Source organism: Peteryoungia aggregata LMG 23059 (genome assembly GCF_030814435.1).
Classification (GTDB): domain Bacteria; phylum Pseudomonadota; class Alphaproteobacteria; order Rhizobiales; family Rhizobiaceae; genus Allorhizobium; species Allorhizobium aggregatum.
This window is the reverse complement of record NZ_JAUSUW010000001.1, coordinates 266502-290482: the sequence shown is the minus strand read 5'-3', so window position 1 is coordinate 290482 and position 23981 is coordinate 266502. Positions and strand designations below refer to the sequence as shown.

The 23981-nt window shown below is 61.2% G+C and carries 31 protein-coding genes; 15 read left to right on the top strand and 16 right to left on the bottom strand.

The genetic code is table 11. The annotated features are described in order from the left end of the window. Positions 1 to 46 precede the first annotated feature (46 nt). The 3 genes from J2045_RS01395 to J2045_RS01385 are packed head-to-tail and all read right to left on the bottom strand — an operon-like array spanning position 47 to position 1622. Positions 47 to 673 (bottom strand): glutathione S-transferase family protein, encoded by a 627-nt coding sequence (locus J2045_RS01395; protein ID WP_307368417.1) that lies wholly within the window; start codon positions 671 to 673, stop codon positions 47 to 49. Further along, the gene (locus J2045_RS01390; protein ID WP_307368414.1) at positions 673 to 1344 is read right to left on the bottom strand and encodes a Rieske 2Fe-2S domain-containing protein; all 672 of its coding nucleotides are present in this window, start codon (positions 1342 to 1344) and stop codon (positions 673 to 675) included. Before J2045_RS01390 ends, J2045_RS01395 begins: the two co-directional genes overlap by 1 nt. Next, positions 1341 to 1622: a hypothetical protein gene (locus J2045_RS01385; protein WP_307368411.1), complete on the bottom strand. Its 282-nt coding sequence runs from the start codon at positions 1620 to 1622 to the stop codon at positions 1341 to 1343. The genes J2045_RS01390 and J2045_RS01385 overlap by 4 nt, the downstream gene beginning before the upstream one ends. A 117-nt stretch (positions 1623 to 1739) precedes the next feature. Between J2045_RS01385 and J2045_RS01380 the strand changes: the two genes are divergently transcribed. Further along, a complete protein-coding gene (locus J2045_RS01380; RefSeq protein ID WP_307368408.1) occupies positions 1740 to 2597 on the top strand; it encodes an aromatic ring-hydroxylating oxygenase subunit alpha in 858 nt (285 codons plus the stop codon). A 57-nt stretch (positions 2598 to 2654) separates the two neighbouring features. Here the strand turns inward: J2045_RS01380 and J2045_RS01375 are convergent, their stop codons facing one another. After that, positions 2655 to 2852: a CsbD family protein gene (locus J2045_RS01375; protein ID WP_307368405.1), complete on the bottom strand. Its 198-nt coding sequence runs from the start codon at positions 2850 to 2852 to the stop codon at positions 2655 to 2657. A gap of 219 nt (positions 2853 to 3071) precedes the next feature. Here J2045_RS01375 and J2045_RS01370 point away from each other — a divergent pair, with 219 nt between their 5' ends. Both J2045_RS01370 and J2045_RS01365 read left to right on the top strand, forming a co-directional pair. Beyond that, complete coding sequence (locus J2045_RS01370) at positions 3072 to 3425, top strand: ElaB/YgaM/YqjD family protein (RefSeq protein ID WP_307368401.1); 354 nt, start codon at positions 3072 to 3074, stop codon at positions 3423 to 3425. A 2-nt stretch (positions 3426 to 3427) separates the two neighbouring features. Then, positions 3428 to 3880, top strand: a complete 453-nt coding sequence (locus J2045_RS01365; protein ID WP_307368398.1) for a hypothetical protein — start codon at positions 3428 to 3430, stop codon at positions 3878 to 3880. Positions 3881 to 3938: 58 nt separating this feature from the next. On the opposite strand, the gene J2045_RS01360 is transcribed toward J2045_RS01365, so the two are convergent. Next, positions 3939 to 4127, bottom strand: coding sequence for a NepR family anti-sigma factor (locus J2045_RS01360; protein WP_166598814.1), 189 nt, complete (start codon positions 4125 to 4127; stop codon positions 3939 to 3941). Positions 4128 to 4279: 152 nt separating this feature from the next. Here J2045_RS01360 and J2045_RS01355 point away from each other — a divergent pair, with 152 nt between their 5' ends. The 5 genes from J2045_RS01355 (at position 4280) to J2045_RS01335 (ending at position 7870) form a co-directional block, all read left to right on the top strand. Then, positions 4280 to 5074: a response regulator gene (locus J2045_RS01355; protein WP_307368391.1), complete on the top strand. Its 795-nt coding sequence runs from the start codon at positions 4280 to 4282 to the stop codon at positions 5072 to 5074. 98 nt (positions 5075 to 5172) lie between these two features. Beyond that, complete coding sequence (locus J2045_RS01350; RefSeq protein ID WP_307368389.1) at positions 5173 to 6150, top strand: sensor histidine kinase; 978 nt, start codon at positions 5173 to 5175, stop codon at positions 6148 to 6150. A 42-nt stretch (positions 6151 to 6192) separates the two neighbouring features. Continuing rightward, the gene (locus tag J2045_RS01345; RefSeq protein WP_307368386.1) at positions 6193 to 7254 is read left to right on the top strand and encodes a zinc-binding metallopeptidase family protein; all 1062 of its coding nucleotides are present in this window, start codon (positions 6193 to 6195) and stop codon (positions 7252 to 7254) included. Between the two features lie 92 nt (positions 7255 to 7346). Next, positions 7347 to 7682, top strand: a complete 336-nt coding sequence (locus tag J2045_RS01340) for a hypothetical protein (RefSeq protein ID WP_307368383.1) — start codon at positions 7347 to 7349, stop codon at positions 7680 to 7682. After that, complete coding sequence (locus tag J2045_RS01335; protein WP_307368380.1) at positions 7679 to 7870, top strand: hypothetical protein; 192 nt, start codon at positions 7679 to 7681, stop codon at positions 7868 to 7870. The genes J2045_RS01340 and J2045_RS01335 overlap by 4 nt, the downstream gene beginning before the upstream one ends. 82 nt (positions 7871 to 7952) lie before the next feature. On the opposite strand, the gene J2045_RS01330 is transcribed toward J2045_RS01335, so the two are convergent. Next, complete coding sequence (locus J2045_RS01330) at positions 7953 to 8117, bottom strand: DUF1328 domain-containing protein (protein WP_006724652.1); 165 nt, start codon at positions 8115 to 8117, stop codon at positions 7953 to 7955. A gap of 182 nt (positions 8118 to 8299) precedes the next feature. Between J2045_RS01330 and J2045_RS01325 the strand changes: the two genes are divergently transcribed. Both J2045_RS01325 and J2045_RS01320 read left to right on the top strand, forming a co-directional pair. Next, complete coding sequence (locus tag J2045_RS01325; RefSeq protein ID WP_307368372.1) at positions 8300 to 8509, top strand: NepR family anti-sigma factor; 210 nt, start codon at positions 8300 to 8302, stop codon at positions 8507 to 8509. After that, the gene (locus J2045_RS01320) at positions 8509 to 9075 is read left to right on the top strand and encodes an RNA polymerase sigma factor (RefSeq protein WP_370872950.1); all 567 of its coding nucleotides are present in this window, start codon (positions 8509 to 8511) and stop codon (positions 9073 to 9075) included. Before J2045_RS01325 ends, J2045_RS01320 begins: the two co-directional genes overlap by 1 nt. Here J2045_RS01320 and J2045_RS01315 read toward each other — a convergent pair. Next, positions 9043 to 9438, bottom strand: coding sequence for a response regulator (locus J2045_RS01315; protein ID WP_307368369.1), 396 nt, complete (start codon positions 9436 to 9438; stop codon positions 9043 to 9045). The two genes, J2045_RS01320 and J2045_RS01315, sit on opposite strands and share 33 nt — an antisense overlap. Before the next feature lie 123 nt (positions 9439 to 9561). Here J2045_RS01315 and J2045_RS01310 point away from each other — a divergent pair, with 123 nt between their 5' ends. After that, complete coding sequence (locus J2045_RS01310) at positions 9562 to 10317, top strand: Crp/Fnr family transcriptional regulator (protein WP_307368366.1); 756 nt, start codon at positions 9562 to 9564, stop codon at positions 10315 to 10317. A 78-nt stretch (positions 10318 to 10395) separates the two neighbouring features. On the opposite strand, the gene J2045_RS01305 is transcribed toward J2045_RS01310, so the two are convergent. Continuing rightward, on the bottom strand, positions 10396 to 10560 hold the full coding sequence (locus J2045_RS01305; protein ID WP_307368363.1) for a DUF1328 family protein: 165 nt from the start codon (positions 10558 to 10560) through the stop codon (positions 10396 to 10398). Between the two features lie 257 nt (positions 10561 to 10817). Between J2045_RS01305 and J2045_RS01300 the strand changes: the two genes are divergently transcribed. Together J2045_RS01300 and J2045_RS01295 are read left to right on the top strand one after the other, a co-directional pair. Then, on the top strand, positions 10818 to 12389 hold the full coding sequence (locus tag J2045_RS01300) for a Re/Si-specific NAD(P)(+) transhydrogenase subunit alpha (RefSeq protein WP_307368360.1): 1572 nt from the start codon (positions 10818 to 10820) through the stop codon (positions 12387 to 12389). A gap of 21 nt (positions 12390 to 12410) precedes the next feature. Then, entirely contained in the window at positions 12411 to 13910 is a 1500-nt protein-coding gene (locus J2045_RS01295; RefSeq protein ID WP_307368357.1) for an NAD(P)(+) transhydrogenase (Re/Si-specific) subunit beta, read from the top strand. A 71-nt stretch (positions 13911 to 13981) separates the two neighbouring features. Here J2045_RS01295 and J2045_RS01290 read toward each other — a convergent pair whose 3' ends face one another. The 4 genes from J2045_RS01290 to J2045_RS01275 all read right to left on the bottom strand — a co-directional run bounded on the left by J2045_RS01290 (position 13982) and on the right by J2045_RS01275 (position 16891). Then, on the bottom strand, positions 13982 to 14743 hold the full coding sequence (locus J2045_RS01290; RefSeq protein WP_307368354.1) for a DUF1829 domain-containing protein: 762 nt from the start codon (positions 14741 to 14743) through the stop codon (positions 13982 to 13984). Beyond that, a complete protein-coding gene (locus tag J2045_RS01285) occupies positions 14740 to 15192 on the bottom strand; it encodes a DUF6978 family protein (protein ID WP_307368351.1) in 453 nt (150 codons plus the stop codon). The genes J2045_RS01290 and J2045_RS01285 overlap by 4 nt, the downstream gene beginning before the upstream one ends. Before the next feature lie 106 nt (positions 15193 to 15298). Continuing rightward, positions 15299 to 16141, bottom strand: a complete 843-nt coding sequence (locus J2045_RS01280) for a fumarylacetoacetate hydrolase family protein (RefSeq protein ID WP_307368348.1) — start codon at positions 16139 to 16141, stop codon at positions 15299 to 15301. 21 nt (positions 16142 to 16162) lie between these two features. Further along, a complete protein-coding gene (locus J2045_RS01275; RefSeq protein WP_307368345.1) occupies positions 16163 to 16891 on the bottom strand; it encodes an SDR family oxidoreductase in 729 nt (242 codons plus the stop codon). 134 nt (positions 16892 to 17025) lie between these two features. Here J2045_RS01275 and J2045_RS01270 point away from each other — a divergent pair, with 134 nt between their 5' ends. Continuing rightward, positions 17026 to 17826 carry an IclR family transcriptional regulator gene (locus J2045_RS01270; protein ID WP_307368342.1) on the top strand — a complete coding sequence of 267 codons (801 nt, stop codon included), beginning with the start codon at positions 17026 to 17028 and terminating at the stop codon, positions 17824 to 17826. 28 nt (positions 17827 to 17854) lie between these two features. Continuing rightward, positions 17855 to 18694 carry an amidohydrolase family protein gene (locus J2045_RS01265; RefSeq protein ID WP_307368339.1) on the top strand — a complete coding sequence of 280 codons (840 nt, stop codon included), beginning with the start codon at positions 17855 to 17857 and terminating at the stop codon, positions 18692 to 18694. Here the strand turns inward: J2045_RS01265 and J2045_RS01260 are convergent. The 4 genes from J2045_RS01260 to J2045_RS01245 are packed head-to-tail and all read right to left on the bottom strand — an operon-like array spanning position 18691 to position 23928. Next, positions 18691 to 19371, bottom strand: coding sequence for a TetR/AcrR family transcriptional regulator (locus tag J2045_RS01260; RefSeq protein WP_307368336.1), 681 nt, complete (start codon positions 19369 to 19371; stop codon positions 18691 to 18693). The genes J2045_RS01265 and J2045_RS01260 overlap by 4 nt on opposite strands. Continuing rightward, positions 19368 to 21044 (bottom strand): amidohydrolase, encoded by a 1677-nt coding sequence (locus J2045_RS01255; protein ID WP_307368333.1) that lies wholly within the window; start codon positions 21042 to 21044, stop codon positions 19368 to 19370. Before J2045_RS01255 ends, J2045_RS01260 begins: the two co-directional genes overlap by 4 nt. Before the next feature lie 14 nt (positions 21045 to 21058). After that, on the bottom strand, positions 21059 to 22729 hold the full coding sequence (locus J2045_RS01250) for an amidohydrolase (protein ID WP_307368329.1): 1671 nt from the start codon (positions 22727 to 22729) through the stop codon (positions 21059 to 21061). Between the two features lie 17 nt (positions 22730 to 22746). Further along, positions 22747 to 23928 (bottom strand): serine hydrolase domain-containing protein, encoded by a 1182-nt coding sequence (locus J2045_RS01245; protein WP_307369226.1) that lies wholly within the window; start codon positions 23926 to 23928, stop codon positions 22747 to 22749. Between the last annotated feature and the right edge of the window lie 53 nt (positions 23929 to 23981).

Here is a 23981-nt window from a genome sequence, read left to right as displayed (position 1 = left end):
GCGTTGTCATCGACCTAGCCGAGCGGCTTTCGGCCAGCAAGGCAGGTCAATGGTAATCCGGTACGCCCGGCATGGTGATGAAGCCCGGAAGCGCGCGGAAACGGCGCAGCCAGCGGCGAAGGGCGGGGTATTCGTCATGGTCGATGCCGCAGTCACGCGAAAGCGCAAAGCTCGGCAGGAGGGCCAGATCGGCGAGTGTCGGGCTGGCGCCGACGAACCAGTCCGAGCCTTCGATCTGCCTGAGCGTCATATGGTCGTTCATGATGCGGAAGGCTTTTCGCGCGGCCTTGAGATCGCTGTCGCTGGCGCCCTCCGAGGTAAAAAGAGCCGCCTCGCGGGCGTCGATGGCGGGTTTCAGCTCGCGACCGGAGAAACCCAGCCATTGCTGGACGCGTCCGAAGTCTGCGGCATCTGCAGGCAGCCAGGGGCTGTCAGGCGCATAAGCGCGGACGAGATAAGCGAGAATGGCGGCAGTGCCGAAGAGCCTGACATCGCCGTCTTCGAGGATCGGCAGCGTGCCGGTCGGGTTGAGCGCCAGCATGTGCGGCTTTTCCTGCTCGCGGCCCGGCGCCTTGTCGACGGCGACCGTTTCGAAGGCAAGGCCGAGCATGGAGAGGAGGAGACGAACGCGAAAACCGTTTTCGTCGAGGTGGTAGTCGTGCAGCCTGATCATCACGCGGCCTCCATCGTCTGGGCTTCGAGGCTATTGCGGAGGTTCGTGGCCCAGAGGATCAAGTCGCGGCGGGCGTTGGTGTCGGCGTTGCCGGTGATTGTTATATGGAGTGCTGTGCGCTCGGCGTCACGGGCCTGGGCTGCGATCAGGACAGTCGTGCCGTTTCCTTGCAGGGTGAGTGTTGCGGCAGTGGTTGCGCTCACGCTGTAGCCTTCCGGCAGCGCTGAAGTCACCGCCGAAAGAGCCGCTTCCGCCGTAATGTCGAAGAACAGGCTGCGAACTGGTTCGGCCGTCTCATGAAGCGTCGAGAGATCAGCCGCATCCGCCCCTTCCTCGGCCATCCAGATGATCCCGGCGCGTTCGGTTGCGGCAAAGGTCGGGACCTTGATGGTCTTTGGCACCTCGAGATCGGGATGGGCCGGAATGTAGCGACATTGACCGCCGGTATCGTAGCGCCAGCCGTGATAGAGGCAGGCAATGTGGTCGCCGCGCACGAAGCCGAAGCTCATGCGCATGCCACGATGCGGACAGCGGTCTTCCCAGACATGGATTTCGCCCTTCTCGTCGCGCCAGACGACGCGCTCCTCGCCGTTGACGAGCGTTCCGGCAGAGGTGCCGACTTCGATGTCAGCGGAAAGGGCAACGGGGATCCAGAGGGTGGCTGATGTCATGATGCGGCCTTTTCGGGCAGGTCTTCGTCGGTTTGAAATCTCGATACGTCGAGCACGATGCTGTCATAGGGGCCGAGGCTGACCGCCATTTCGAAGGCGTCGATCAGGGCTTCCGGGCCCGACAGGGTCAGTCGACAGCGGTCCCGGTCACAGGAGGCAATGTTAAGGCCGAGTGACAGGCGGGCCGCTCGATGTTCGGCAAACGCAATGAAGCCCTTCGGCTCCAGCCTTCCGGAAAAGGTAAAGCCGACGGTCGACTGGTCGGCCTTCGCCGTCATAGGATGGGGATCAGTGTTGCCTGGCAATTGTGCGCGCTCTAATTTTTGGGCAATCTAACGGGCGACGAGATGGGGGTTCAAGTGCTTTCTCCCATGCTCCAGAGGAAAGATAAGAGAATGCAGAACGGTATCGACAAGGCGTCGCTCGATCAGTGGTATGTGCTCGATACCGAGGCGTTGATCCCGGTCGGAAGGTCGCAGAACCGGTTGCTCGGCACGGATCTCACCGTCGTCAAGCAGGCGGATGGCGTCATCGAAGTCTTTGCCGAAGGACGCGTCGAGCCACTGCCGCTTCGCCATCGATTCGGCTTTCTCTGGGCGACGCTGGGTCAGCCCGAGCGCGAGATTTTTCCGCTGCCGGAAGCCGACGAGCCTGACCGGCGTTACGTGCCCTGCGGTGTCGTGACCGTAAAGGCATCAGGGCTTCGCATCGTCGAGAACTTTCTCGATATGGCGCATTTCCCCTTCGTTCATACCGATGTTCTGGGCGCCGAGCCGCATACGGAAGTGCAGAGCTATGATGTCGAGATCAGGCGCGAGGAAGACGAGGTCTGGGCGACCAACTGCACCTTCTTCCAGCCACAGGCGGCCCTGTCTGCGCAGGACGGTATCACCACGCAATACATGTACCGGGTGATGACGCCGTTCACGACGATCCTCTATAAGACCTGCCCCAATGCGGCCAATCGCTGGGATGTCATCGGTCTCTTTGTCCAGCCGCTTGATCCGGGCCGCTGCCGGGCACATCCGATCATGTATCTGATCGACGATGTCTCGACGACGACGGAGCTCATTCATTTTCAGCAGATGATCTTCCTGCAGGACCGGATCATTCTGGAAAACCAGCGGCCGGTGCTCTTGCCGCTTGAGCCGCGCAAGGAGATCCCGACGCGGGCCGATGCCTCCTCGATCGCCTATCGCCGGTGGCTGAAGGAAAAGGGCGTGACCTACGGGGCAAGCACGGTTGCTGCCTGAGGGCAACAAAAAACCCGGAAGCGAGGCTTCCGGGTTTCTCGTTTCGGTCGTGACCTGTCAGTTGCGGGTCATCCAGTCGTCGATCTCGCGATCGGCTTCCTCCTGGGTCTTGCCATAGGCGGCCTGGATCTTGCCAGAGAGCTCTTTGCGCTTACCGTCGATGACGTCGAGATCGTCACCGGTCAGCTTGCCCCACTGGGTCTGGGCCTTGCCCTTGAACTGCGCCCAATTGCCTTCGATCTGATTCCAATTCATCGGATATCTCCCGTGTCTGGTGTTTCGTCGAGGCTCCACGTCCTCGGATCTGGAAACGCGCGGTGCTGCGGGAAGTTCCTGTGGTTTCTTGCGGATCGATCAATTTGGCAGCCGGTCGCGGCCTGCCTCACAATAAATTGGCAGATGCCGGGAACACTCTTCGCGACGGGGCGTTGTGCCTGCGAACTCGACGTTCAATCCGACAAAAGGAGACCAGTCATGGCGCAGGTACCGAGTGCCTCGAAGAACAAGGCCGAAAGCGTTGCGAACGACGTTGCCGCCCGTATCGAAAGCAAGGCATCTACGGCAGGGGAGGCGTCCAGCGACGACGTGCAGGCTGACCTGGAGGCACTGCGACGCGATCTCGCTTCACTCACCCAGACGGTGGCGTCTTTCGGCAGCGGCAAGATCCGCCAGGCGGGAGAAACTTCGCAGCAGTATATGGACACCGCCCGCGAAACCTTCGCCAACGCCGAGCAAGACCTTGAGGCCTATGTGCGCGCCCGGCCGATGCAATCGCTCGCCATGGCTGCGGGCATCGGCTATGTGCTCGCCCTTCTTAGCCGGCGCTGATCATGTTGCCGCTGCTGCACCATTTGGGCGTTGTCGCCTTCGGGAGCGTGCGACCGACGGCGACGCGTATTGCGCGAACCGCGCTGGGCGGTGCGATAGCTGCAGTCTTCGGGCTCACGGCCTATGTGGCTTTACTGCTCGCACTCGGCTTCTACCTGACCGGCCTGGTCGGTCCGGTCGTGTCGGCGCTCCTCGTTGCCGCACTGACTGCGGCCTGCGGGCTGCTCGTGTTGGTTATCGTGCAATCGATGAACCGCCGCACAGAACGGCGCATGGAGGCCCGGCGTCGCGCGGCGAAGGCCCGTCTTCCGGATCCAGTGATGCTGCAGCTTCTGGCTGATATGACCGGCATGCTCAAGGGGCGCTCGATTCTGACTGTCATCGCCGTTGCTGCTGCGGCCTATGGCTTGGCCAAGTCTCAGGGCGTGGGGCTTGACGATGACAGGACGCCTTGACAACAGCCAAACCGCGACGACCGGCTCCCGGCAGGGACCGGTCGTTGCCTTGTGGCCACTACTTCCTGGATTGGGTTTCGGCTTCGTGCAGGCGTTCGAGCAGTTCCAGCAAATGCGGCGGCGTGCCTTCGTCGATGATACTGTCGTAGTAGCCGCGCAACTTTGATGCGATCAGCGCATGCGAATTCTGGCGTCCTGCATCGGATGGCTTTTTCGTCCTGGGCTTGTCCGGAGGGCCTTCAGCCATGTTCATCGAGTTCCATCGTTTTGCGAGGCGGAGTGTGAATTATCCTGATAAGCTTGAGGATGCAAAATAGTTCCCGTGGGATGGGAACTTTTTTGCGGGCGTTGCGTTTTCAGCCGAGTCCGCACCGTATTCCATATCGATTGGAGAACTGCATGTCCCTTACTGCCCGCGTCGCCGTCCACCTTCCCTATCTGCGGCGATACGCACGCGCCGTCACCGGTTCGCAGACATCAGGAGATGCCTATGTCGCTGCCGTGCTCGAGGCGCTGATCGCGGACATTTCGATCTTCCCCGATACCGGAGACGACCGGGTTGCCCTCTACAGGCTTTTCGTGACGATCTACGATTCCACCAAGGTGGAGCTGCCGCAGATCACCTCGCCCTTCGCCTGGGAAAAGCGGGCGGCGGCCAATCTCGCAGCCGTTCCGACACGCGCCCGCCATGCTTTCCTTCTGGTCACGGTGGAAGGGTTCACGACGGCCGAGGCGGCCAATGTGCTGGGCGTCAGCGAAGGCGAGTTCAACAGCCTGTTCAACGAGGCGTCGACGGAAATCTCCCGCCAGGTCGCCACCGACATCATGATCATCGAGGACGAGCCGCTGATCGCGCTCGACATCGAACAGATGGTCGAGGACCTCGGTCATCGCGTCACCGGCATTGCCCGTACGCATTCCGAGGCCGTCGACCTCTACAAACGCACGAACCCGAAAATGGTGCTCGCCGACATCCAGCTCGCCGACGGCAGTTCGGGGATTGATGCGGTCAACGAAATCCTCAAGGTCGACACGATTCCGGTCATCTTCATTACCGCATTCCCCGAACGCCTGCTGACCGGGGAGCGGCCCGAGCCTGCGTTCCTGGTCACCAAGCCGTTCAATCCCGACATGGTGAAGGCTCTCATCAGTCAGGCGCTGTTCTTCAATGAGCGCGTGACGGAGCAGGCCTGAGGGCTCTCTCGGGCCGGCAGTGTTCGCGGTTCGGATCCGGCCGCAGAATGCCGGACCCGACGGACGAACACGGCGGAGCAGGACATTTGGTACATCGGTTGACATGGTTTGAACCTCAGCGCGGCGACGAGCAGTTGCGTGAGTTCTTCATAACCGCGCTCATCGACATGGGCGCCAGCCTGATCTTGCAGGACAGGGATGGTGCCTATGTCTGTATCACTTCCCTGCCGGCTCGCTGGCGTCTCGTGCCTGGCGTCGTTCCCAGCGACAACTCGATCTTCGGGCCCGAAATCGGCCGGAAGCTGGCGGAAATGAAAGCCGGTCTGGTCAAGGCCGGCGACCGCGTGGAGGTGGAGATCGAAGCGGGCGACGATACCTTCTTTGAATTCCGCTGCCGCATGGTCGAAATGGCCGATCATGACCTGCACATGATCACCGTGGTGATCGACCGGACCGAAGATCGGCGCCGCGAGCGGCTCCTGCGGGCGCTGCTGCGGGAGGTCAGCCACCGCTCGAAGAACCTGCTCGCCATAATCCAGAGCATTGCTTCGCAGACCGCGCGTTACTCCGGCACGCTCGACATGTTCCTCGGCAAGTTTCGCGGACGGCTGCACGCCCTGTCCCAGTCCCAGGATCTGATCACGGATTCGAGCTGGCGCGGCGCGCATTTCCGGGACCTGCTGAAACAGCAGGTCGATCGCTATGTGCAGGAGAATTCCGATCTCGTGCATGTCTCCGGCGATGATGTCCTGCTCACGCCGAATGCTTCCCTGCATATCGGGCTTGCCCTTCACGAACTCGTCGTCAATGCTGTCAGTCATGGCGACTTCCTGCAGAGACGCCTTGCGATCGAAGTGTCCTGCAACCGGATCGAGACTCCGGTCGGGTCGGTGGTGGTCATCTTGTGGGCAGAACCCTTTACTGCGCGCAGTGACGACGAGGCCAAGTCGGCGCGCTTCGGAAGCACGGTGCTGGAACGTGTGGTGCCGTCTTCCGTCAATGGCGAGGCACGGCATGAACTGAAGAATGGGCAGCTGCGCTACGAACTGCGATTCCCGCTTGAGATCTTCGACTGACCATCCGACTGTCGGTCGTTCCGGCTACATAGAGGCCCGCCCATGCGCCTGTTCAGCTGCAGCAACTGCGCCAATGTCGTGCATTTCGAAAACGATGGTTGTGTCACCTGCGGATCGCGGTTGGCCTTCCGATCGTCGACGCTCGACATGGTGGCGATCGATAGCGAAGGCACACATGTCCTGCATGACGGACGCCGTGACATCCTGACCGTCAGTCCCTGCTCGAATTCGCGGGTCGGTGGCTGCAACTGGCTGGTTGATGATGGCCATGCATCCGGCTTCTGTGTCGCCTGTCGCCACAATGTGACGATTCCTGATCTTTCAATCAGTGAACACAGGCACAACTGGCAGCGTATCGAACTTGCCAAGCGGGGCCTGTTCTATTCCCTGCTGCGGTTCCGGCTGCCCCTGGTGACCCGGAACGAAAGCCCGGACGGTGGTCTCGGGTTTGCCTTCCTGGCCGACGATCCGGGCAAGGTGGGTGAGGGCTCTGTGCTGACCGGCCATGCCGAAGGTCTGATTACTCTCAACATCGCCGAGGCCTCCGATGCGGAGCGGGAGGCGCGCAGGGTGGCTCTGGGCGAACCGTTTCGGACCCTGCTCGGCCATTTCCGCCATGAGGTCGCGCATTACTACTGGAATGTCCTTGTTCGAGACCGCGGTGCCTTTGATGCCTGCCGCGCGGTGTTCGGTGATGAACGTCAGGATTATGGTGCCGCCCTTGAGCGTCACTATCGCGAAGGGCCTCCGGCCGGTTGGAAGAACCACTTCATTTCCGCCTATGCGGCAAGCCACCCTTGGGAGGACTTTGCGGAAACCTTTGCGCACTACTTCCACATTGTCGATGCGCTCGACACCGCCGATGCCTTCGGGCTGAGAACAAGTCCAGATGTCGAGGCTGATGTGCCTGCCATCGAGCTCGATCGCACCTTCGACAGCTACAGGCTCGGCAGTGCCGATTCCCTGATCCGGGCTTGGGTGCCCCTGACGCTTGCGATCAACTCCATCAATCGCAGCATGGGACAGCCAGACCTCTATCCCTTCGTGCTGTCGGAACCGGTCTTCGCCAAACTCGCCTATATTCACGCCCTGATCCGCGGCTGAGCAGTCCTCCTGGCTCTTGGGGCGGTGTCCCATCCTGCCCGGAACCTCCTTCGTCGCCCCGCGTTAACCTTCCAGTAACGCGGAGAAAGATCATGAACATTATGGCTGCCTTGCTGGTTATTGTGGCCTGCCACCCGCAAGACACCTCGTGTCTTCAGGATCCGGTCGCTGTCATTTCCTATGAAACGGAGGACGCCTGTTACAAGACATTGCCGGAAGAACTTCGGCGTGCCCGTGTGCTGGCAAAACTCGTCTATGGTGACTGCATTCCCGTCAGTCCCGACCTCGTGGCCGGTCGGAGCATCCGCCAGACTATTTCCCCCGGCAAGCTTGCCGGTCTCGATCAGCCAGCTGCGGTCGCCGGACCTGCGAGCGCCCAGGCTCTGACCGCACCCGTCCTCACAGACAGATACGGAGCCATCCGATGAATTCGCCCGACACGCCTGAAGCGCAGGCCGTCCGCGTAGACCAGATAAATCGGCATGTCTCGCAAAAGGCAGGCCTCGATCAGGAACTCGAATCGCAGGTTCCGCCCCGTTATGGGTCTTTCACCGTCATCACACTCGGCGTGATCCTGGCGATCCTGTTCGCCTCCGTCATCTGGATGGTGATCTGACGCCAGCTGGCCCTTGGCTCTGGAGATCGGCAAAAAGCAAGACCGTGTCCCTCGCGGCCTCGCTTTGCTCGGCGACGCTGCGTCACGCCTGTCGGAACAGACGCATCGCCAGCGAAACGAGAAAGAGAATGATAAAGATGCCGAAAAGGATCTTGGCGATCCCGGCAGACGCCCCGGCAATGCCGCCGAAGCCGAGCACGCCGGCGATCAAGGCGACGACGAGAAAGACGAGGGCATAGTATAACATGATGGCTTCTCCCATTTTCGATGCCCGAACAACGTTGCCTGGCATGCTTTGTTCCATCGGTTTCCATTTCGGGGAGCTGCCCGGCCAGCAACCGAAGCGAGCGACAAAAACATTTGCCGCGCGGGAACCTTCCTGCCTGTCGGGCGTTGTCAGCCGACACCTTTTCAAATCCGTTGGAACTCATGACAGAACATTCGAAAAAGGCGCCGGTTCCGAACCCGCAGCCAGGATTGGCCAACTTTTATCCCGGCGTGTCCGTGCAATTGCGGGAATACTACCAGTCGGTACAGGAAGAGGGGATCCCCGAGCGGTTTCTCGAGCTTCTGGAGCGGCTGGATGTGGCCGAACGACAGGCTGGCGAGGGTAGCCTCATGAAGGATGGTGCTCAATGATGGCTGACGAGACCCTGTCGATCGAGAAAGCGTTCAAGCGCGACCTTCTGGCCGCTTTGCCGAACCTGCGCGCCTTTGCCGTCTCGCTCACCGGACGCCATCACGTGGCCGACGACCTTGTCCAGGACACGATCATGAAGGCCTGGGCCAAGCAGGATCACTTCGAGCCCGGGACCAACATGAAGGCCTGGTTGTTCACCATCCTGCGCAACGAGTTCTACTCGCAGATGCGCAAGCGCGGACGTGAGGTCTCCGATACGGACGGCATCTTCACGTCGCAGCTCTCCACGCATCCGCAGCAATATGGTTCGCTCGACCTGCAGGATTTCAAGCGGGCGCTGGACCAGCTGCCGAGCGACCAGCGCGAGGCGATCATCCTCGTCGGAGCGTCCGGGTTTGCCTATGAGGAGGCAGCCGAGATCTGCGGTTGTGCCGTCGGCACCATCAAGAGCCGCATCAACCGGGCGCGAAACAAGCTGCAGGAGATCCTCGGCGTCAGCGGCGAGGGCGATTATGGCCCCGACGCCCACAGCTCAGCGGTCACCAAGAAGGCCTTTGCCGTCTGATGACTTGCGACTCATTGCGTCGAGCACGGCTGCGGTCAGTTCGTCTGGCTGCGGCGGTTTCGAGATCATGGGGCAGGACGACACGGTCGTGCCGGCATCGGGGAAATGATCATAGGACCGGAAAAACACGGGCACGGCACCGGCCGCCAGGATCAGCGTCGCCCGCTCCACGTTGAGGGGGGCTGCGAGTGCGGCGTCGAGGATCACCACGTCATAGGCGTCAGCGTTGATCTCTTCAGCAAGGCCGGAGATCGGTATGATCCTGACCTTGCAGGCCAGATTGTCGTGCAGGATCCGCTCCACCTCCATCGCGATCAGATACTGGTTTTCTGCGACAAGCACGCGCGGCGGCGGTGTGTACATGGGAGTTCCTTCTGTCAGGGGCGCTTTATGAGGCCGCTCCTGACGGGCGTCATTTAAATAAGACATGTCGAAGCCTCGCTTGTTCCATACCGGAACAGCATGGCCTCCAAACGAGGTTATCGAATGGCACCGGAACCGCGTCACAATCCGATCCGCGTCAGTTGTTATGAGTGTCCGCTGCGCCGTATGAAGCAATTCCGGCCGTTCACCGAGGCCGAACTGGAGTTCGTTTCCAATTTCAAGCGCGGCGAACTGCAAGCCGATCCCGGCACGACCGTGCTGGTGGAGGGCGCGCGCAGCGCCCATCTCTACACCGTCCTGTCAGGCTGGGGCTTCCGCTACAAGATCCTGGAGGATGGTCGGCGGCAGATCCTCAACTATGTGGTGCCGGGCGACATGATCGGGCTGCAGGGCGCGGTCATGGCGGAGATGCAGCATTCTGTCGAGGCACTGACGCCGACGACGCTGTGTGTCTTCGAACGCAGTCGGTTGTTCTCCCTGTTTGAGCGTCACGCGGGACTTGGTTTCGACCTCACCTGGCTCGCCGCGCGGGAAGAAACGATCCTTGACGAGCATCTGCTGAGTGTCGGTCGACGCTCGGCCCTGGAACGGGCCTCTTATCTTCTCGCCTTCCTGTTCGAACGGGGACGTGTGTCCGGCATCGTGACTGAGGAGCGACGCCATGTACCGATCACGCAAAGCCATCTTGCCGATACGCTCGGCCTGTCGATCGTGCATACCAACAAGACGTTGAAAAAGCTTTCCGACCGAGGCTTGATCCTGTGGCGCGATCGCGGATGCGAGATCCTCAATGCGCGCGGCCTTGAGGACATTGCTGGCTGGGCACCCGGAGAGGCGCGCATCCGTCCCTTCATCTAGCAATGCAAGCCATGCATGGCCAAGAAGAAAGCCCGCCGTGACCGCTTCACGGCGGGCCTTGTCGTTCCAGACCTGATGTCATGCGACGATGAGCACGCCGGTAAACAGCGCGATGATGATCACGATCAATACGATGAAGATCAGGATCTTGGCGATCCCGACCGAGGCTCCTGCGACGCCGCGAAAACCGAGAAGGCTGGCAACGGCGGCGATGAGAAGGAGGATGAGGATCCATTGTAGCATGCGTGTCTCCCTTGCATTGTTCCATGGGGAAACAGTGACTTGCCGCAATTGTTCCCTCTCGGGGCAAAGGCGTCGATATTGTGCGGCGCAACAAAAATCGGTTTAAGCCGACGTGCCATCGCCTAAAACCGTCACTTGTCCTGAAAGCTGGACTAGACAGGCGACCTCGCTTCTGCTCGTGTCCGCCATCGGAGCGTCCTTCGACTTTAGGCGAGGGACTGAGGTTTGCCCGTTCGAACGGAGTTAGGGAGATGGGATTGAAGATCGGATCGCCAAGGGAGATTTACGCCGGCGAGGCCCGCGTCGCGATGACGCCGGACAGCGCCACGCAACTGCAGAAGCTCGGCTATGAGTGTGTCATCGAAAGCGGCGCCGGCAAGGCCGCGGGCTTGTCGGACGACGCCTATCGCGCCGCTGGCGTGACCGTCGTCGAGACGGCTGCCGCCCTCTTCGAGACGGCCGACATCATTGCCAAGGTGCGGCCGCCGGAGACATCCGAAGTCGATCGTCTCGGCCCCGGCAAGACGCTGATCTCCTTCTTCTATCCGGCCCAGAACTCGGCCCTCTTGGAGCAGGCCAAAGCCAAGGGCGCGACCGTCGTTGCCATGGACATGGTCCCGCGCATCTCGCGCGCCCAGAAGATGGATGCGCTGTCGTCGATGGCGAATATCGCCGGCTATCGCGCTGTCATCGAGGCTGGCAACAATTTCGGCCGCTTCTTCACCGGCCAGGTGACCGCTGCCGGCAAGGTGCCGCCGGCCAAGGTGCTGGTCATCGGTGCGGGTGTCGCGGGTCTGGCCGCGATCGGCACGGCGACTTCGCTCGGTGCGATCACCTATGCCTTCGACGTTCGCCCTGAGGTCGCCGAGCAGATCGAGAGCATGGGTGCGCAGTTCGTCTTCCTCGAATTCGAAGCCGCCCAGGATGGAGCAGCCACCGGTGGTTACGCTGCGCCGTCCTCGCCGGAATTCCGCGAGAAGCAGCTTGCCAAGTTCCGCGAACTGGCGCCTGAGATCGACATCGTCATCACCACGGCGCTGATCCCCGGTCGTGATGCACCGAAGCTGTGGCTCGCCGACATGGTGGCTGCGATGAAGCCCGGCTCTGTTGTTGTCGACCTCGCCGCCGAGCGTGGCGGTAACTGTGACTTGACGGTTCCTGACCAGAAGATCGTTTCCGACAATGGCGTGACCATAGTCGGCTATACCGACTTCCCGAGCCGGATGGCGGCGCAGTCCTCGACGCTTTACTCGACCAATATCCGCCACATGATGACGGATCTGACGCCGGCCAAGGACGGCGTCGTCGTGCACAACATGGAAGACGATGTCATCCGTGGCGCGACCGTCACCAAGGACGGCGAGATCACCTTCCCACCGCCGCCGCCGAAGATCCAGGCGATTGCTGCCGCGAAACCGAAGGAAAAGGCGAAGGAACTGACGCGGGAAGAAAAGCGCGAACAGGAGATCGCCGCCTTCAAGGCGCAGACCAAGAGTCAGGTGGCGATGCTGGCCGGTGGTGGCGCACTCATCCTGCTCGCCGGTCTCTATGCGCCGGTGAGCTTCATGAACCATTTCATCGTCTTCGTGCTCGCCTGCTTCGTCGGCTTCCAGGTCATCTGGAATGTCAGCCACTCGCTTCACACGCCGCTGATGGCGATCACCAATGCCATCTCCTCGATCATCATTCTGGGTGCCCTGATGCAGATCGGATCCGGCAATTTCCTGGTGATCATTCTCGGCGCGCTTTCGGTCCTGATGGCCGGCATCAACATCTTCGGTGGTTTCATGGTCACCCGGCGTATGCTCGCCATGTTCCAGAAGTCTTGAGTTAGGGGAGGGGACACACACATGGAATACGGATTCACCACAGCGGCCTATGTCGTCGCAGCCGTTCTCTTCATCCTGTCGCTGGGCGGGCTTTCAGGCCAGGAAAGCGCCAAGCGCGCGGTCTGGTATGGCATAGCAGGCATGGCGCTTGCCGTCATCGCGACGCTTCTCGGCCCCGGTGCCGGCAACTGGTTCGTCTCTTTGGTCATGATCGCGATCGGCGGCGGCATCGGCTGGGTTGTAGCCCAGCGCGTCCAGATGACGGAAATGCCGCAGCTTGTGGCCGCCATGCATTCGCTGGTTGGTCTTGCCGCCGTCTTCATCGGTTTCAATGCCGAAATCGAGATGTGGCGCATTGCCAGCACGCTTTCGGATGCGGGGCTGATGACCTGCGGGCCGCTCAGCGCCGTTGCCTGTGCCGCGCAGGCCGGGCAGACGACATTGTTTGGCGAATTCGCCGGCTTTGCCCTCAAGATTGCCGAGAAGACCGGAGCCGAGATTGCGGTCCTGAAGATCGAGGTCTTCCTCGGCGTCTTCATCGGAGCCATCACCTTTACCGGTTCGGTCGTCGCGTATGGCAAGCTTGCCGGCAAGGTCGATACGACGGCCAAGCAGCTGCCGGGCGGTCACATGTTGAATGCGGCTGCCGCCCTCGGCTCGCTGATCCTGCTGATCCTCTATTTCCAGGGTGCGGGCAGCTGGACGCTGATCCTGATGACGCTTCTGGCGCTCTTCATCGGCTACCACCTGATCATGGGCATCGGCGGTGCCGACATGCCGGTCGTCGTCTCCATGCTCAACAGCTATTCCGGCTGGGCGGCAGCAGCCATCGGCTTCTCGCTGTCGAACGATCTCTTGATCGTCGTCGGCGCGCTCGTCGGTTCGTCCGGTGCGATCCTTTCCTACATCATGTGCAAGGCGATGAACCGCAGCTTCGTCTCGGTCATCCTCGGCGGCTTTGGCGGCACGACCGGACCGCAGATGGAAGTCGTGGGCGAGCAGATCGCCATCGACGGCGACGGTGTTGCCAATGCCCTGAACGATGCCGACAGCGTCATCATCGTTCCCGGCTACGGCATGGCGGTCGCGCAGGCGCAACAAACGGTCTCGGAGCTGACCCGCAAGCTGCGTGCTGCCGGCAAGACGGTGCGCTTCGCGATCCATCCGGTCGCCGGTCGCCTGCCGGGTCACATGAACGTACTGCTCGCCGAAGCCAAGGTGCCCTACGATATCGTTCTGGAAATGGACGAGATCAACGAGGACTTCCCCGAGACGGATGTCGTCATCGTCATCGGCTCGAACGACATCGTCAACCCGGCCGCCCAGGAAGACCCGAACTCGCCGATCGCTGGCATGCCGGTTCTGGAAGTGTGGAAGGCAAAGCAGGTCTTCGTCTCCAAACGCGGCCAGGGCACCGGTTACTCCGGCATCGAGAACCCGCTGTTCTACAAGGAGAATACGCGCATGTTCTACGGTGACGCGAAGAAGTCGATCGACAGCATCCTGCCGTTGATCAAGTAAGCTTCGGATCAGATCTGAGCTTTAAAGCCGGGTGGTGACGCCCGGCTTTTTTAAAAGCTTATCAGATGTGCTTATGCGGCCAGTGCTGCCCGTGCTGAATTTCTATTGCTCCAAACAACAGAGGAGATGTCGTAGCTTTCTAGCGCGTCAATCACTGTGCTCGATATTTTTCGATCGTTGTCATTAACAAAGGCGTACAGTTTGGCGTCTTCTTTCCGAGATTCTTTTGTGTCGATCCAATCCATTATTATCGAATCGGCTGCATGTCTCGCCGGGTTATTTATCGTCTTTATGATTCTCTCTGGCGCTGTTTTTGACTTCGGTATTAGGAAGTCAAATTTTCTGGCGTATCCGCTCTTGCCGACGAAAGAAATGTTTTCAGAGTATCGAACGTCTATTTCGTCTAGCCACGTTTTTACGTCTTCCATGAACAGGCTCACAATGTGAGGCTCTGCTAGGTAGAACATATCGCCTACAGCAAGCATCGCTTGCACTAGTGAATGCTTTTTGAGTGCGAAATTGTCTAAGGTTGCTCTAACTGTTAGCTTGCCCTTTTCTTCGTGGACCCCGTAGCCCGCTAACGTGGTTCGCAATAGCGTTTGCCGTTTTGGGCTATCTAAAGTGCAGCCTTCAGCGAGAAGTCCCTGAATCGTCTCACCATCGTCGGTAAGAATGAAGCCATCATCCGATTTCCTAAGATATAGTTGCAGGTAGTCGTTGTTCCTGTCGAGGTAGGGTGCAGTGATCTCCGTCCAGCGATCCACGGTGCGCCAAGCAGACTTGTCGCGTAACCACGAATGATATCTATCGATCAGGCCGTCAATCTCGCTCATTTGCTAAACAAGCCTCGTGAAAATTCCGGCAGCTTTTTGACGCCACAGTATGTCAAAAAGTCTTCCAGCGTTCTCAATGCATTATCGAGATCACCAAATTTGTCGAGGGGAACTTCAATCGCAAACTTCAGCCGGTAGCCTTCCCGGTAGATATGCAGGTGCCGTGGTCCGATCTCTTGCCCATCTGGATTTCTGTGGGGCGGCCCATCCAAGTCGAGGCGGGCAAGTCCGATGACCTTACGTGCCCGCAGATGATGGTTGCGCTTTGTTAGCGAAATTGACGACCTGGTGAAAGACACCACAAATTCTTCTCTGCCGTCATCGCTCACGAGTGGAATGTCAGTTCTGCCACCCAAATCTGGCAATTCCACCGGCTCGGTCGTCTCGGCGATCTTCGGTAATTGCAGAAGGTACTCTGCTTCTTGTTCCGATATATCCAGTTCTGACATTGACTTCCCCCGTGTTGGGTAGCCTAGTCTAACTGTTTCTAAACTCAAGGTGGTGTATCTGCGGTCTTCGATATTCCGCGAAGACCGCAGTTTTGGCTAGTTCAACTCAGACATCCGCCTTGAACGTCTGCTTCTGCGTGCCGAGGCCTTCGATGCCGAGCTCGACTACATCGCCGGCCTTGAGGAACTGCGGTGGCTTCATGCCGAGGCCGACGCCCGGAGGGGTGCCGGTGGAAATGACGTCGCCGGGATGCAGGCTCATGAACTGGCTGAGATAGGAAACGAGGTGGGCGATGCCATAGACCATGGTCTTCGACGAGCCGTCCTGCATCATCTTGCCATTGACCGAGAGCCACATCTTGAGGTTCTGCGGATCTGCGATTTCATCCTTGGTGACGAGCCAGGGGCCGATCGGGCCGAAGGTGTCGCAGGATTTTCCCTTGGTCCACTGGCCCGCGCGTTCCGTCTGGAAGGCGCGTTCGGAGACGTCGTGGGAGACGCAGTAGCCGGCGACGTAGTCCATGGCGTCGGCTTCCGAGACATATTTTGCGGTCTTGCCGATGACGACGCCGAGTTCGACTTCCCAGTCGGTCTTTTCCGAGGTGCGCGGGATCAGAACGTCGTCGTTCGGACCGCAGATGGCCGAGGTCGCCTTCATGAAGATGACAGGCTCCGGCGGGACGGCAGCGCCGGTTTCGGCGGCGTGGTCGGAATAGTTGAGACCGATGCAGATGAATTTGCCGGTGCCAGAGACGCAGGCGCCGATGCGCTCGGCGGCGATTTCTGGCAGCGAGGCGAGATCCAGGGCTGCAATCTTCGCCAGACCTTCCGGCGAAATGGCAGCGCCGCCGATATCGGTCACATGGGCTGAGAGGTCACGGATCTTGCCATCCTTGTCGAGGATCGCAGGCTTTTCCTGGCCGAGCGGGCCGACGCGCATCAGTTTCATCGTGTTCTTCCTTCTTCAGAATTAGATCGTCCAGCCGCCGTCGATGGCATAGGCCTGGCCAGAGGTATAGGTGGCGCCGGCGAGATAGACGGCAAGATCGGCGATTTCTTCCGGCGTGCCCAGGCGCCCCATGGGCTGGCGGGCGATGAAGGCGGCGCGGGCGGCGTCATAGTCACCTTGAGCGCGCATGCGGTCCTGCAGCGACGGGCTTTCGACGGTGCCCGGGCAGATCGCATTGCAGCGGATGCCCTGCGTCACGTAATCGGCAGCGACCGACTTGGTGAGACCGATGACGGCTGCCTTGGTGACGGTATAGGCGAAGCGGTCTGGCACGCCTTTGATGGAGCTTGCCACAGAGGCCATGTTGATGATCGAGCCGTCGCCGCGTTCCAGCATGGCGGGCAGGACGGCCCGGATGGTGCGGATCATCGCACGCACATTGAGGTCAAGGGCGAAGTCCAGATCCTTGTCGTTCATGTCCAGAACGGTTCCGCCATGTACGACGCCGGCGCAATTGAACAGCACATCGAAGGGGCCGGCTTCGCCGACCACGGCCTTGACCGCGTCGTCGTTCAGCACGTCGAGCTGGCGCGTTGTGATGCCGGTCTCGCCATCCAGGCTCGCCAGCGCCTCGGTGTTGATGTCGGTCGCCACGACCGTCGCACCGGCGCGGGCGAAGGCAATCGCGCTCGCGCGACCAATGCCCTGGCCAGCGGCCGTCACCAGCACATGCTTCTTCTCAAGGTTCATCTTCTTGGCTCCTCCAGCCGATCCCCCGTCACTCGACCCTTGCATATTCCCGCGGTCGATGCGAGCATCATTCATATGCAAAACATTTATTCATAAAGGTCAAGAGTGGTTCGGGGCTGCGAGGAGAGACATGCGTGAATGATGTGGATCAGGACCGTTACCGGGCGCCGGCGCTCGACAAGGGTCTCGACATTCTGGAGCTTCTGGCGGGCGTTGATGGGGGCTTGAGCCAGGCCGAGATCGCCAAGAAGCTCGACCGCAGTCCGAATGAATTTTACCGGATGCTCGACCGGCTGGTGAAGCGCGGCTATGTCGCGCGGCTCGATGGCGATCGTTATGTGCTGACGCTCAAGCTCTTCGGCCTTGCGCAGATGCACGCGCCGACGCGGCGGCTGGCTTCGCTTGCCATGCCGTTGATGCGGGAGCTGGCTGAGATCACCCGGCAGGAGAACCACATCGTCGTCTATGACCGTGGACATCCGGTGGTCATCGCGCAGCTTGAGGCGCCGGGCTATTGGGGCATCTCGATCCGGGTCGGCTCGCGCATGGGGCTGTTCGACACCGGTTCCGGCCATATACTTCTCGCCTTCCGCAGCCCTGAGGTGCGGGCGATGATGGTGGCGGAACACGTCGCGAGCGGTGGCCCCGAAGGTCGGATGACTGATGCCTTCATCAGCAGGCTCGACCAGATAAGGGCACGCGGCTACGAGATGATGCCGAGCGCGCAGACGGCCGGCGTCGTCAACCTCTCGGCACCGATCGTCAGTGCCGATGGCGAGGCCTTGGGCGCGCTCACCGTGCCTTACATCACCATCATCAACGCGCCTGAGGCCCCCGATATCACCCGCACCATCGAGGCGCTGACAGAGACTGCGCGTCGTATCTCGGCGCTTGCAGGTGCCGGTCTCGGCGCTGACGCCCCCGATATGAACTGAATTTCCAAGGCCTTGGGAGGGGCCCGCCATGATCATCGATACCCATCTGCATCTCATCTATCGCGATCGGCTCGGCTATTCCTGGCTGAAGGATGTGCCCGCCCTTGATGTCGATTTCACCTGGGAGACCTACGCGCGCGAGGCCCGGCGGCTCGGAATTTCCTCCGTGCTGCATATGGAGGTCGATGTCGCGCCCGAGGACATTGCTGCGGAAACCGCGATGGTTCAGCAGCTGTCGCGGAGGCCGGATAGCCTGCTCCGAGGTGTGATCGCCTCCTGCCGCCCGGAGGAACAGGGCTTTGCCGCGTACCTGGAGACCCAGCTAACGACCCCCTTCGTCAAAGGCTTCCGCCGCGTGCTGCATGTGGTGCCCGATGATGTGTCCGAGGGGGCGCTGTTCCGCGAGAACGTGAAGCGGCTCTCGGGTACAGGCCTCACCTTCGATCTCTGCATGCTGCCGCATCAGATCGACAAGGCCAAGGCGCTGGTCGATCTCGCCCCCGATGTCACCTTCATCCTCGACCATTGCGGCGTGCCCGACATCAAGGGCAATGGCTATGATGCTTGGAAGAGCGGGATCACCGACATTGCCAGACGCGACAATGTTCGGGTGAAGATTTCCGGCATCCCGGCCTATGGCGATCTGGAGAATTGGACGCTGGAGGATCTCAAACCCTATTTCCAGCATACGATCGCATCCTTCGGTTTCGATCGCGCGATCTGGGGCTCGGACTGGCCGGTCTGCACGCTGGGTGGGGGGCTGTCGACTTGGGTCGCGACGACACAGGCGCTTCTGCATGGCTGCACGAAAGAAGAGAAGGACAAGCTCTTCTCGGGTAATGCGAAACGGATCTGGGGCCTCTCCTAACGCGCCTTGCCATGCTCCGCCAGGAGACGGCGGAGATAGCCGCGCATGGCAATGATGAGGGCTTCGATGTCCTCATTCGAGGCGGAAAGATCTTCGAGGGCGTAGCTCTGCAGGATGATGCCGTCGATGCCGATCAGCATCTGGCGGGCGACGGCGCGACCGATGCGGCGGAGCTCCTCGTCGCTGTCGTCCTCGAAAACGAGATGGCCGTAGAAGTCAATATAGGCATTGTACTGGCGGGCGGCGAGCCACTCTGATCCCTTGGTACGCAGCGCATAGAGCGTCAGTTCCGTCTGGGCGATCTGCTTGCCCCTGGTGCGCTGGATGTAGCGCCAGCTCGCCCGGATCAGGGCCTCCACCCGGTCTTCCGGTGCTTTCGGCAAGGCGACATCCTGCCGGTAGGCCTCGTCCATCTCCGCGATCAGGTCTTCGAGCACGGCGAGCAGCAGGCTCTCCTTGCTGTCGAAATAGTAGTGCAGTGTCGCGAGCTTGACGCCGGCAGATGCGGCGATGCGGCGCGTCGTCAGCGCCTCCATGCCGCCTTCCTCCAGGGCTTCTCGGGCACCCTTGATGATGCGGACGCGGGTTTCCAGCCCCTTGCGGGTGGCGCCCGTGGGGCGACCACGTGCCGGAGCGTTTGCCGGTTTCTCCTGCGTCGCGTCCGCTGCCTCGCTCATCGGCCTCCTCCGGCTTCGAAGGTGACGCGGCCGTCGCAGATGGTCAGCACGGGTGAAAGGGCCGCGATGCTCTCCGGCGCGGTCGCCTCGATGTCGCCCGAGAGAAGAACCACGTCCGCCAGGTAGCCCGGTTTCAACACGCCCTTGCGGTCTTCCATGTATTCGACCCAGGCGCTGGTCCTTGTGTAGGCGGCCAGCGTTTCCTGAAGGCTCAGGCGCTGGTCGGGCATATCATCTGCCCAGGGCTGGCGCGTCATGGCATCGCCGATGCAGCTCAAAGGTGGAAGCGGGGAGACGGGCCAGTCGGTCGCGAAGACGATCGTGGCGCCTGCATCCACCAGCGTCTTCCAAGCGAAAGCGAGAGGCCAGCGCTCACGGCCGATATAGGTTAGATAGGGTTCGAGAGGCAGGCCGGCGGACCCTGGCGGATGGGTCGGCTGCATCGAGGCGATGGTGCCCGTTTCGGCAAAGCGCTTGATGTCGTCGGGATGGACAACCTCGATATGCTCGACGCGGTTGCGCATGTCGTTCCGGCCATTGGCGTTGATCGAGGCCTCATAGCCGTCGAGTACCATGCGGACCGCTCCGTCGCCGATAGCATGCACCGCGACCGGCATGCCGAGGCGGTTTGCCTCCGTTGCGACCGCATTGAAGGCGTCGCCCGAGAACAACGGCTCGCCCTTCCAGCCGGGCTTGTGGGCATAGTCGTCGACGAAGACGGCGGTCTCGCCCTCGGTGACGCCATCCATGAACAGCTTGACGAAGTTGCAGCGGAGCTTGTCCGTGTCGAAGCGGGCCTTCCAGACGGCGGCCTTTTCCTCCAGATCGGAGAGGGGCATGAAGTTCTTCATGTGGTAAGGCATGCGGACACGAACCGGCAGGACTTCGGTTTTCTCGATCTCATCCAGCATTTCCAGCTGATAGAGATTGCCGTCCATGTTCTGGAACGAGGTAATGCCGAGCGAGGCGCAATAGGCCAGCCCCTTCTTCAGCACTGCCATATCCGCGGCGCGCTCTTCCGGGCTGACGTGTTCGGGATCACCGCCGGTGCCGACGCCGAGGCCTTCTCGACCGCCCGTCACGCTCATCGACGCGACAGGACGCATGGCGTTGCTTTCGCGCAGTTCGCCGTTTGCCAGCCCGTCCTCGCCCATAACGATCTCGTTGCCGACGCCGACATCGCGGCCCTGCAGGATGCCGGCTTTTTCCAGCGCGATGGTATTGGCCCAGGCCGTGTGCCGGTCTGGGGCGACCATCATGAACGGGCGGTCGGGAATGATGCGGTCGAGATGGTGGCGGGTGACGCGCTCGGTTTCCGACAGGATGGTATAATCGGCCGTCTGGGCGACAAGCAGCGGCAGGTCCGGGTTGGCGGCCGCATAGTCCCGCACGGATTTTGACAGGGCGTCGAATCCACTAACGCCGAAGAGCGAGAGTTCGCCGAGCGAGACCGAGCCGCCGAAGATGTGCATATGCGCTTCGTTGAAGCCCGGCAGCACCGTTGCGCCCCCGGCATCGACGACGCGGGTCTGTGGTCCCGCGAGCTCAAGGATCTCGTCATTGCCGCCTACGGCGGTGATGCGGTTGCCGGTGAGCGCGATCGCTTCCGCGCGCGGACGTTCGTCATCCATGGTCAGGATACGGGCATTGTGGATGACGAGATCGGCGCTCATGGGACGGTCTTTCTTCAAGCCTGGAAGGTGATGTGGCCGTCGCAGATGGTGACGGCAGGACGAACGGTGTCCATGATCTCCTCGGGTGCGACAGCCTCGATGTCCCTGGTGAGGATCACGACGTCGGCGAGGTAGCCGGGCTTCAGCAAACCCTTGCGGTCTTCCATGAACTCTACCCAGGCGCCTATCGAAGTGTAGGCCTCGAGAGCTTCCATCAGCGAGAAGCGCTGGTCTTTCAGACCGTCCTTCCAGGGTTTGCGGGTCAGTGCATCCTGGATGCACTGGAAGGGTGACACCGGTGAGACCGGCCAGTCGGAGGCGAAGACGACGGGCGCGCCTGCTTCCTTCATTGTCCGCCAGGCGTATGCCTCGTCCCAGCGGTCCTCGCCGATCTTGGCGGTGGTCGGCTCGGCCGGGAAGCAGGTGCCGCCGGGGTAGTGGACCGGCTGCATCGAAGCGACGATGCCGAGCGTGGCAAAGCGTGGAATGTCGTCCGGGTGGATGATCTCGATATGCTCGATGCGGTGGCGATTGCCGCGTGGGCCATTGGCATTTAACGCCGCCTCATAGCCGTCGAGCGTCTGGCGGATGGCGGCACTGCCGATCGCGTGGACTGCGACCTGCAGGCCGAGCGCATCGGCCTTCGTCGCAATCGCATTGAAGGCTTGCGGGGTGAACAGCGGCTCATAGGTATAGCCCGGCCTGTCGCCATATCCGTCGAGCATATAGGCCGTCTGGCTGTCCAGCACGCCATCCATGAAGACCTTGACGAAATCGCCGCGCAGCATGTCGGTGGCGAATTCCTTCTTCCAGGCGGCGGCCTTGTCGAGGTCCTCCAGCGCCATGAAGTTCTTCATGTGATAGGGGATGCGGATGCGGCAGCAGAGTTCGCCCGAAAGCTCCAGATCGCGCATCAGCCGAAGCTGGTAGTGGTTGCCATCGAAATTCTGGATCGAGGTGACGCCCCAGGAGGCGCAGTAGTCGAGGCCGGCCTTCAGGATGGCGCGATCGAGGGCGAACTGTTCCGGCGTGACGTTTTCCGGGTCCATGCCGGTTACCATGCCGAGTTCCTCGCGGCCACCTGTCGAGGCCAGCGCCGATACCGGGCCGAAGGCATTGCCCTCACGCAGCTCGCCATTCGCCAGACCGTCGGGGCCCATGACGATCTCGTTGCCGATGCCGACGTCCTTGCCCTGCAGGATGCCTGCCTTCTCCAGTGCTGCGGTGTTGGCCCAGGCTGTGTGATGGTCGGGCGCGAACATCATGAAGGGGCGATCCGGCAGGATCGCATCCAGGTGATGGCGGGTGCAGGGTTCGGTCAGCGAGATGATCGAATAGTCGGCGGAAAAGCCCATGAGCAGCGGCTCATCCGGGTTCTTCTCCGCATAATCGAGGATGGCGGATTTCAGGGCCTCGAAGCCCTGGATGCCATGCAGGTTCAGCTGGCGCAGCGATACCGAGCCGGGGAAGATGTGCATATGGGCTTCGTTGAAGCCGGGCATGACGGTGGCACCCTTGGCGTCGATCCGCTTGGTGTTGGGACCCGCCAGAGCCTGCACCTCGGCCTCGCTGCCGACGGCGAGAATGCGGTTGCCGGCAAGGGCCACGGCTTCCGCGCGGGGAGAGCTGTTATCCATCGTGAGGACGCGGCCATTGGTGATGATGATGTCTGCGGTGGTTGCCATTTCAGGCTCCTTTGATCTCAGGCGGTCCAGGCGCTGAGCGCACGGAAGAAGGCGAAATTGTCGTGTTTCAGCTCGTCGTCCAGCGGATTGGGCTGGGAGGAGAGCTTGACGATCACGGTCTCGGTGGAGGGATCGACATAGAGCCACTGACCGTGGATGCCGATGGCGCAGAAGGCTCCATCAGGCTCACCCGACTGGTACCACTGGCTGCGATAGCGACCCTTGGGGAAGAAGTTGGATTTGCCGTCGACCCAGGCCTGGTGGTCGCCTGCCGTCAGCATGTCGGCGAGCCACGCCTCGGGGATGAGGCGGTTGCCGGCGACCATGCCGCCATTTCGCAGCATCTCGCCGACGCGGGCGAGGTCGCGGGCTGTGACCGAGATGCCGCCTGCCGCCCGCGCCGTGCCCTCGGCATCGACGGTGACGCTGGCATGGTTCCTTGCGCCGAGCGGCTTCCAAAGGCGCGTCGACAAGACATCGGCGTAGCGTTCTCCGGTCGCTCGCTCGATCAGGATGCCGAGAAGGTCAGAATTCGGAGAAGCATAGAAATGCGCGCCGCCATGCGGATGGGCGTCTTTCTTGAGCGTCAGCAGGAAGGCGAGCAAGGTTTCATCCGGCTGGGACGGATCGGCCGGGTTCCATAGCGTTGCACGGCGATAGCGGGCATAGGCGCCATCGGTGTTGAGATAGGCCTCGTCAAAGGCGAGGCTGACGCGCATGTCGAGCACGTCGCGAATGGTGCAGTCGCCATAGGCGGAGCCCGCCGCTTCGGGCAGGAGACTGGTGACAGGGGCGTCGGGATCCATAAGCCCCTCGGCTTCCAGGGTTGCGATCACCAGAGCGGTCAGCGACTTGCTGATCGAAAAGACGATGTGGCGCTGGTCGATGCCGGCATTCGGGGCATAGTGTTCGGCGACGATGCGGCCCGCCTTCATCAGGACGAAGGCGTCGGTGTGGGCATAGTGGAGATAGGCGCCGACGTCAGGCTGGCCGGCAAGACCCTCAGGGAGTGACTGGCGCATGAGGTCGGAGACCACCGGCGCGCCTTCGGGCTCTTCGGCGCCTGCTGAGATCCTGGCGCTCGGCACCACCTCGTCGGCATGGCCGAAGCTGAAACGGCTGAAAGGGGCCGTGCGCCAGTTGGCAAGCGTCACGTCCCGTCTTTCGAAGCCATGGGCCTCGGCAAACTGCGTCGTCATCAGGGTGTGCTCCTCCTGCGGGAGGGCCATTGGCCCTCCCGTTTCTGTCTTTT

What these genes read in the sequence shown, in the direction of transcription:
- J2045_RS01395 (WP_307368417.1), bottom strand. Translation starts at nt 673, where the DNA reads ATGATCAGGCTGCACGACTACCACCTCGACGAAAACGGTTTTCGCGTT.
- J2045_RS01390 (WP_307368414.1), bottom strand. Translation starts at nt 1,344, where the DNA reads ATGACATCAGCCACCCTCTGGATCCCCGTTGCCCTTTCCGCTGACATC.
- J2045_RS01385 (WP_307368411.1), bottom strand. Translation starts at nt 1,622, where the DNA reads ATGACGGCGAAGGCCGACCAGTCGACCGTCGGCTTTACCTTTTCCGGA.
- J2045_RS01380 (WP_307368408.1), top strand. Translation starts at nt 1,740, where the DNA reads ATGCAGAACGGTATCGACAAGGCGTCGCTCGATCAGTGGTATGTGCTC.
- J2045_RS01375 (WP_307368405.1), bottom strand. Translation starts at nt 2,852, where the DNA reads ATGAATTGGAATCAGATCGAAGGCAATTGGGCGCAGTTCAAGGGCAAG.
- J2045_RS01370 (WP_307368401.1), top strand. Translation starts at nt 3,072, where the DNA reads ATGGCGCAGGTACCGAGTGCCTCGAAGAACAAGGCCGAAAGCGTTGCG.
- J2045_RS01365 (WP_307368398.1), top strand. Translation starts at nt 3,428, where the DNA reads ATGTTGCCGCTGCTGCACCATTTGGGCGTTGTCGCCTTCGGGAGCGTG.
- J2045_RS01360 (WP_166598814.1), bottom strand. Translation starts at nt 4,127, where the DNA reads ATGGCTGAAGGCCCTCCGGACAAGCCCAGGACGAAAAAGCCATCCGAT.
- J2045_RS01355 (WP_307368391.1), top strand. Translation starts at nt 4,280, where the DNA reads ATGTCCCTTACTGCCCGCGTCGCCGTCCACCTTCCCTATCTGCGGCGA.
- J2045_RS01345 (WP_307368386.1), top strand. Translation starts at nt 6,193, where the DNA reads ATGCGCCTGTTCAGCTGCAGCAACTGCGCCAATGTCGTGCATTTCGAA.
- J2045_RS01340 (WP_307368383.1), top strand. Translation starts at nt 7,347, where the DNA reads ATGAACATTATGGCTGCCTTGCTGGTTATTGTGGCCTGCCACCCGCAA.
- J2045_RS01335 (WP_307368380.1), top strand. Translation starts at nt 7,679, where the DNA reads ATGAATTCGCCCGACACGCCTGAAGCGCAGGCCGTCCGCGTAGACCAG.
- J2045_RS01330 (WP_006724652.1), bottom strand. Translation starts at nt 8,117, where the DNA reads ATGTTATACTATGCCCTCGTCTTTCTCGTCGTCGCCTTGATCGCCGGC.
- J2045_RS01325 (WP_307368372.1), top strand. Translation starts at nt 8,300, where the DNA reads ATGACAGAACATTCGAAAAAGGCGCCGGTTCCGAACCCGCAGCCAGGA.
- J2045_RS01320 (WP_370872950.1), top strand. Translation starts at nt 8,509, where the DNA reads ATGGCTGACGAGACCCTGTCGATCGAGAAAGCGTTCAAGCGCGACCTT.
- J2045_RS01315 (WP_307368369.1), bottom strand. Translation starts at nt 9,438, where the DNA reads ATGTACACACCGCCGCCGCGCGTGCTTGTCGCAGAAAACCAGTATCTG.
- J2045_RS01310 (WP_307368366.1), top strand. Translation starts at nt 9,562, where the DNA reads ATGGCACCGGAACCGCGTCACAATCCGATCCGCGTCAGTTGTTATGAG.
- J2045_RS01305 (WP_307368363.1), bottom strand. Translation starts at nt 10,560, where the DNA reads ATGCTACAATGGATCCTCATCCTCCTTCTCATCGCCGCCGTTGCCAGC.
- J2045_RS01295 (WP_307368357.1), top strand. Translation starts at nt 12,411, where the DNA reads ATGGAATACGGATTCACCACAGCGGCCTATGTCGTCGCAGCCGTTCTC.
- J2045_RS01290 (WP_307368354.1), bottom strand. Translation starts at nt 14,743, where the DNA reads ATGAGCGAGATTGACGGCCTGATCGATAGATATCATTCGTGGTTACGC.
- J2045_RS01285 (WP_307368351.1), bottom strand. Translation starts at nt 15,192, where the DNA reads ATGTCAGAACTGGATATATCGGAACAAGAAGCAGAGTACCTTCTGCAA.
- J2045_RS01280 (WP_307368348.1), bottom strand. Translation starts at nt 16,141, where the DNA reads ATGAAACTGATGCGCGTCGGCCCGCTCGGCCAGGAAAAGCCTGCGATC.
- J2045_RS01275 (WP_307368345.1), bottom strand. Translation starts at nt 16,891, where the DNA reads ATGAACCTTGAGAAGAAGCATGTGCTGGTGACGGCCGCTGGCCAGGGC.
- J2045_RS01265 (WP_307368339.1), top strand. Translation starts at nt 17,855, where the DNA reads ATGATCATCGATACCCATCTGCATCTCATCTATCGCGATCGGCTCGGC.
- J2045_RS01260 (WP_307368336.1), bottom strand. Translation starts at nt 19,371, where the DNA reads ATGAGCGAGGCAGCGGACGCGACGCAGGAGAAACCGGCAAACGCTCCG.
- J2045_RS01255 (WP_307368333.1), bottom strand. Translation starts at nt 21,044, where the DNA reads ATGAGCGCCGATCTCGTCATCCACAATGCCCGTATCCTGACCATGGAT.
- J2045_RS01250 (WP_307368329.1), bottom strand. Translation starts at nt 22,729, where the DNA reads ATGGCAACCACCGCAGACATCATCATCACCAATGGCCGCGTCCTCACG.
- J2045_RS01245 (WP_307369226.1), bottom strand. Translation starts at nt 23,928, where the DNA reads ATGACGACGCAGTTTGCCGAGGCCCATGGCTTCGAAAGACGGGACGTG.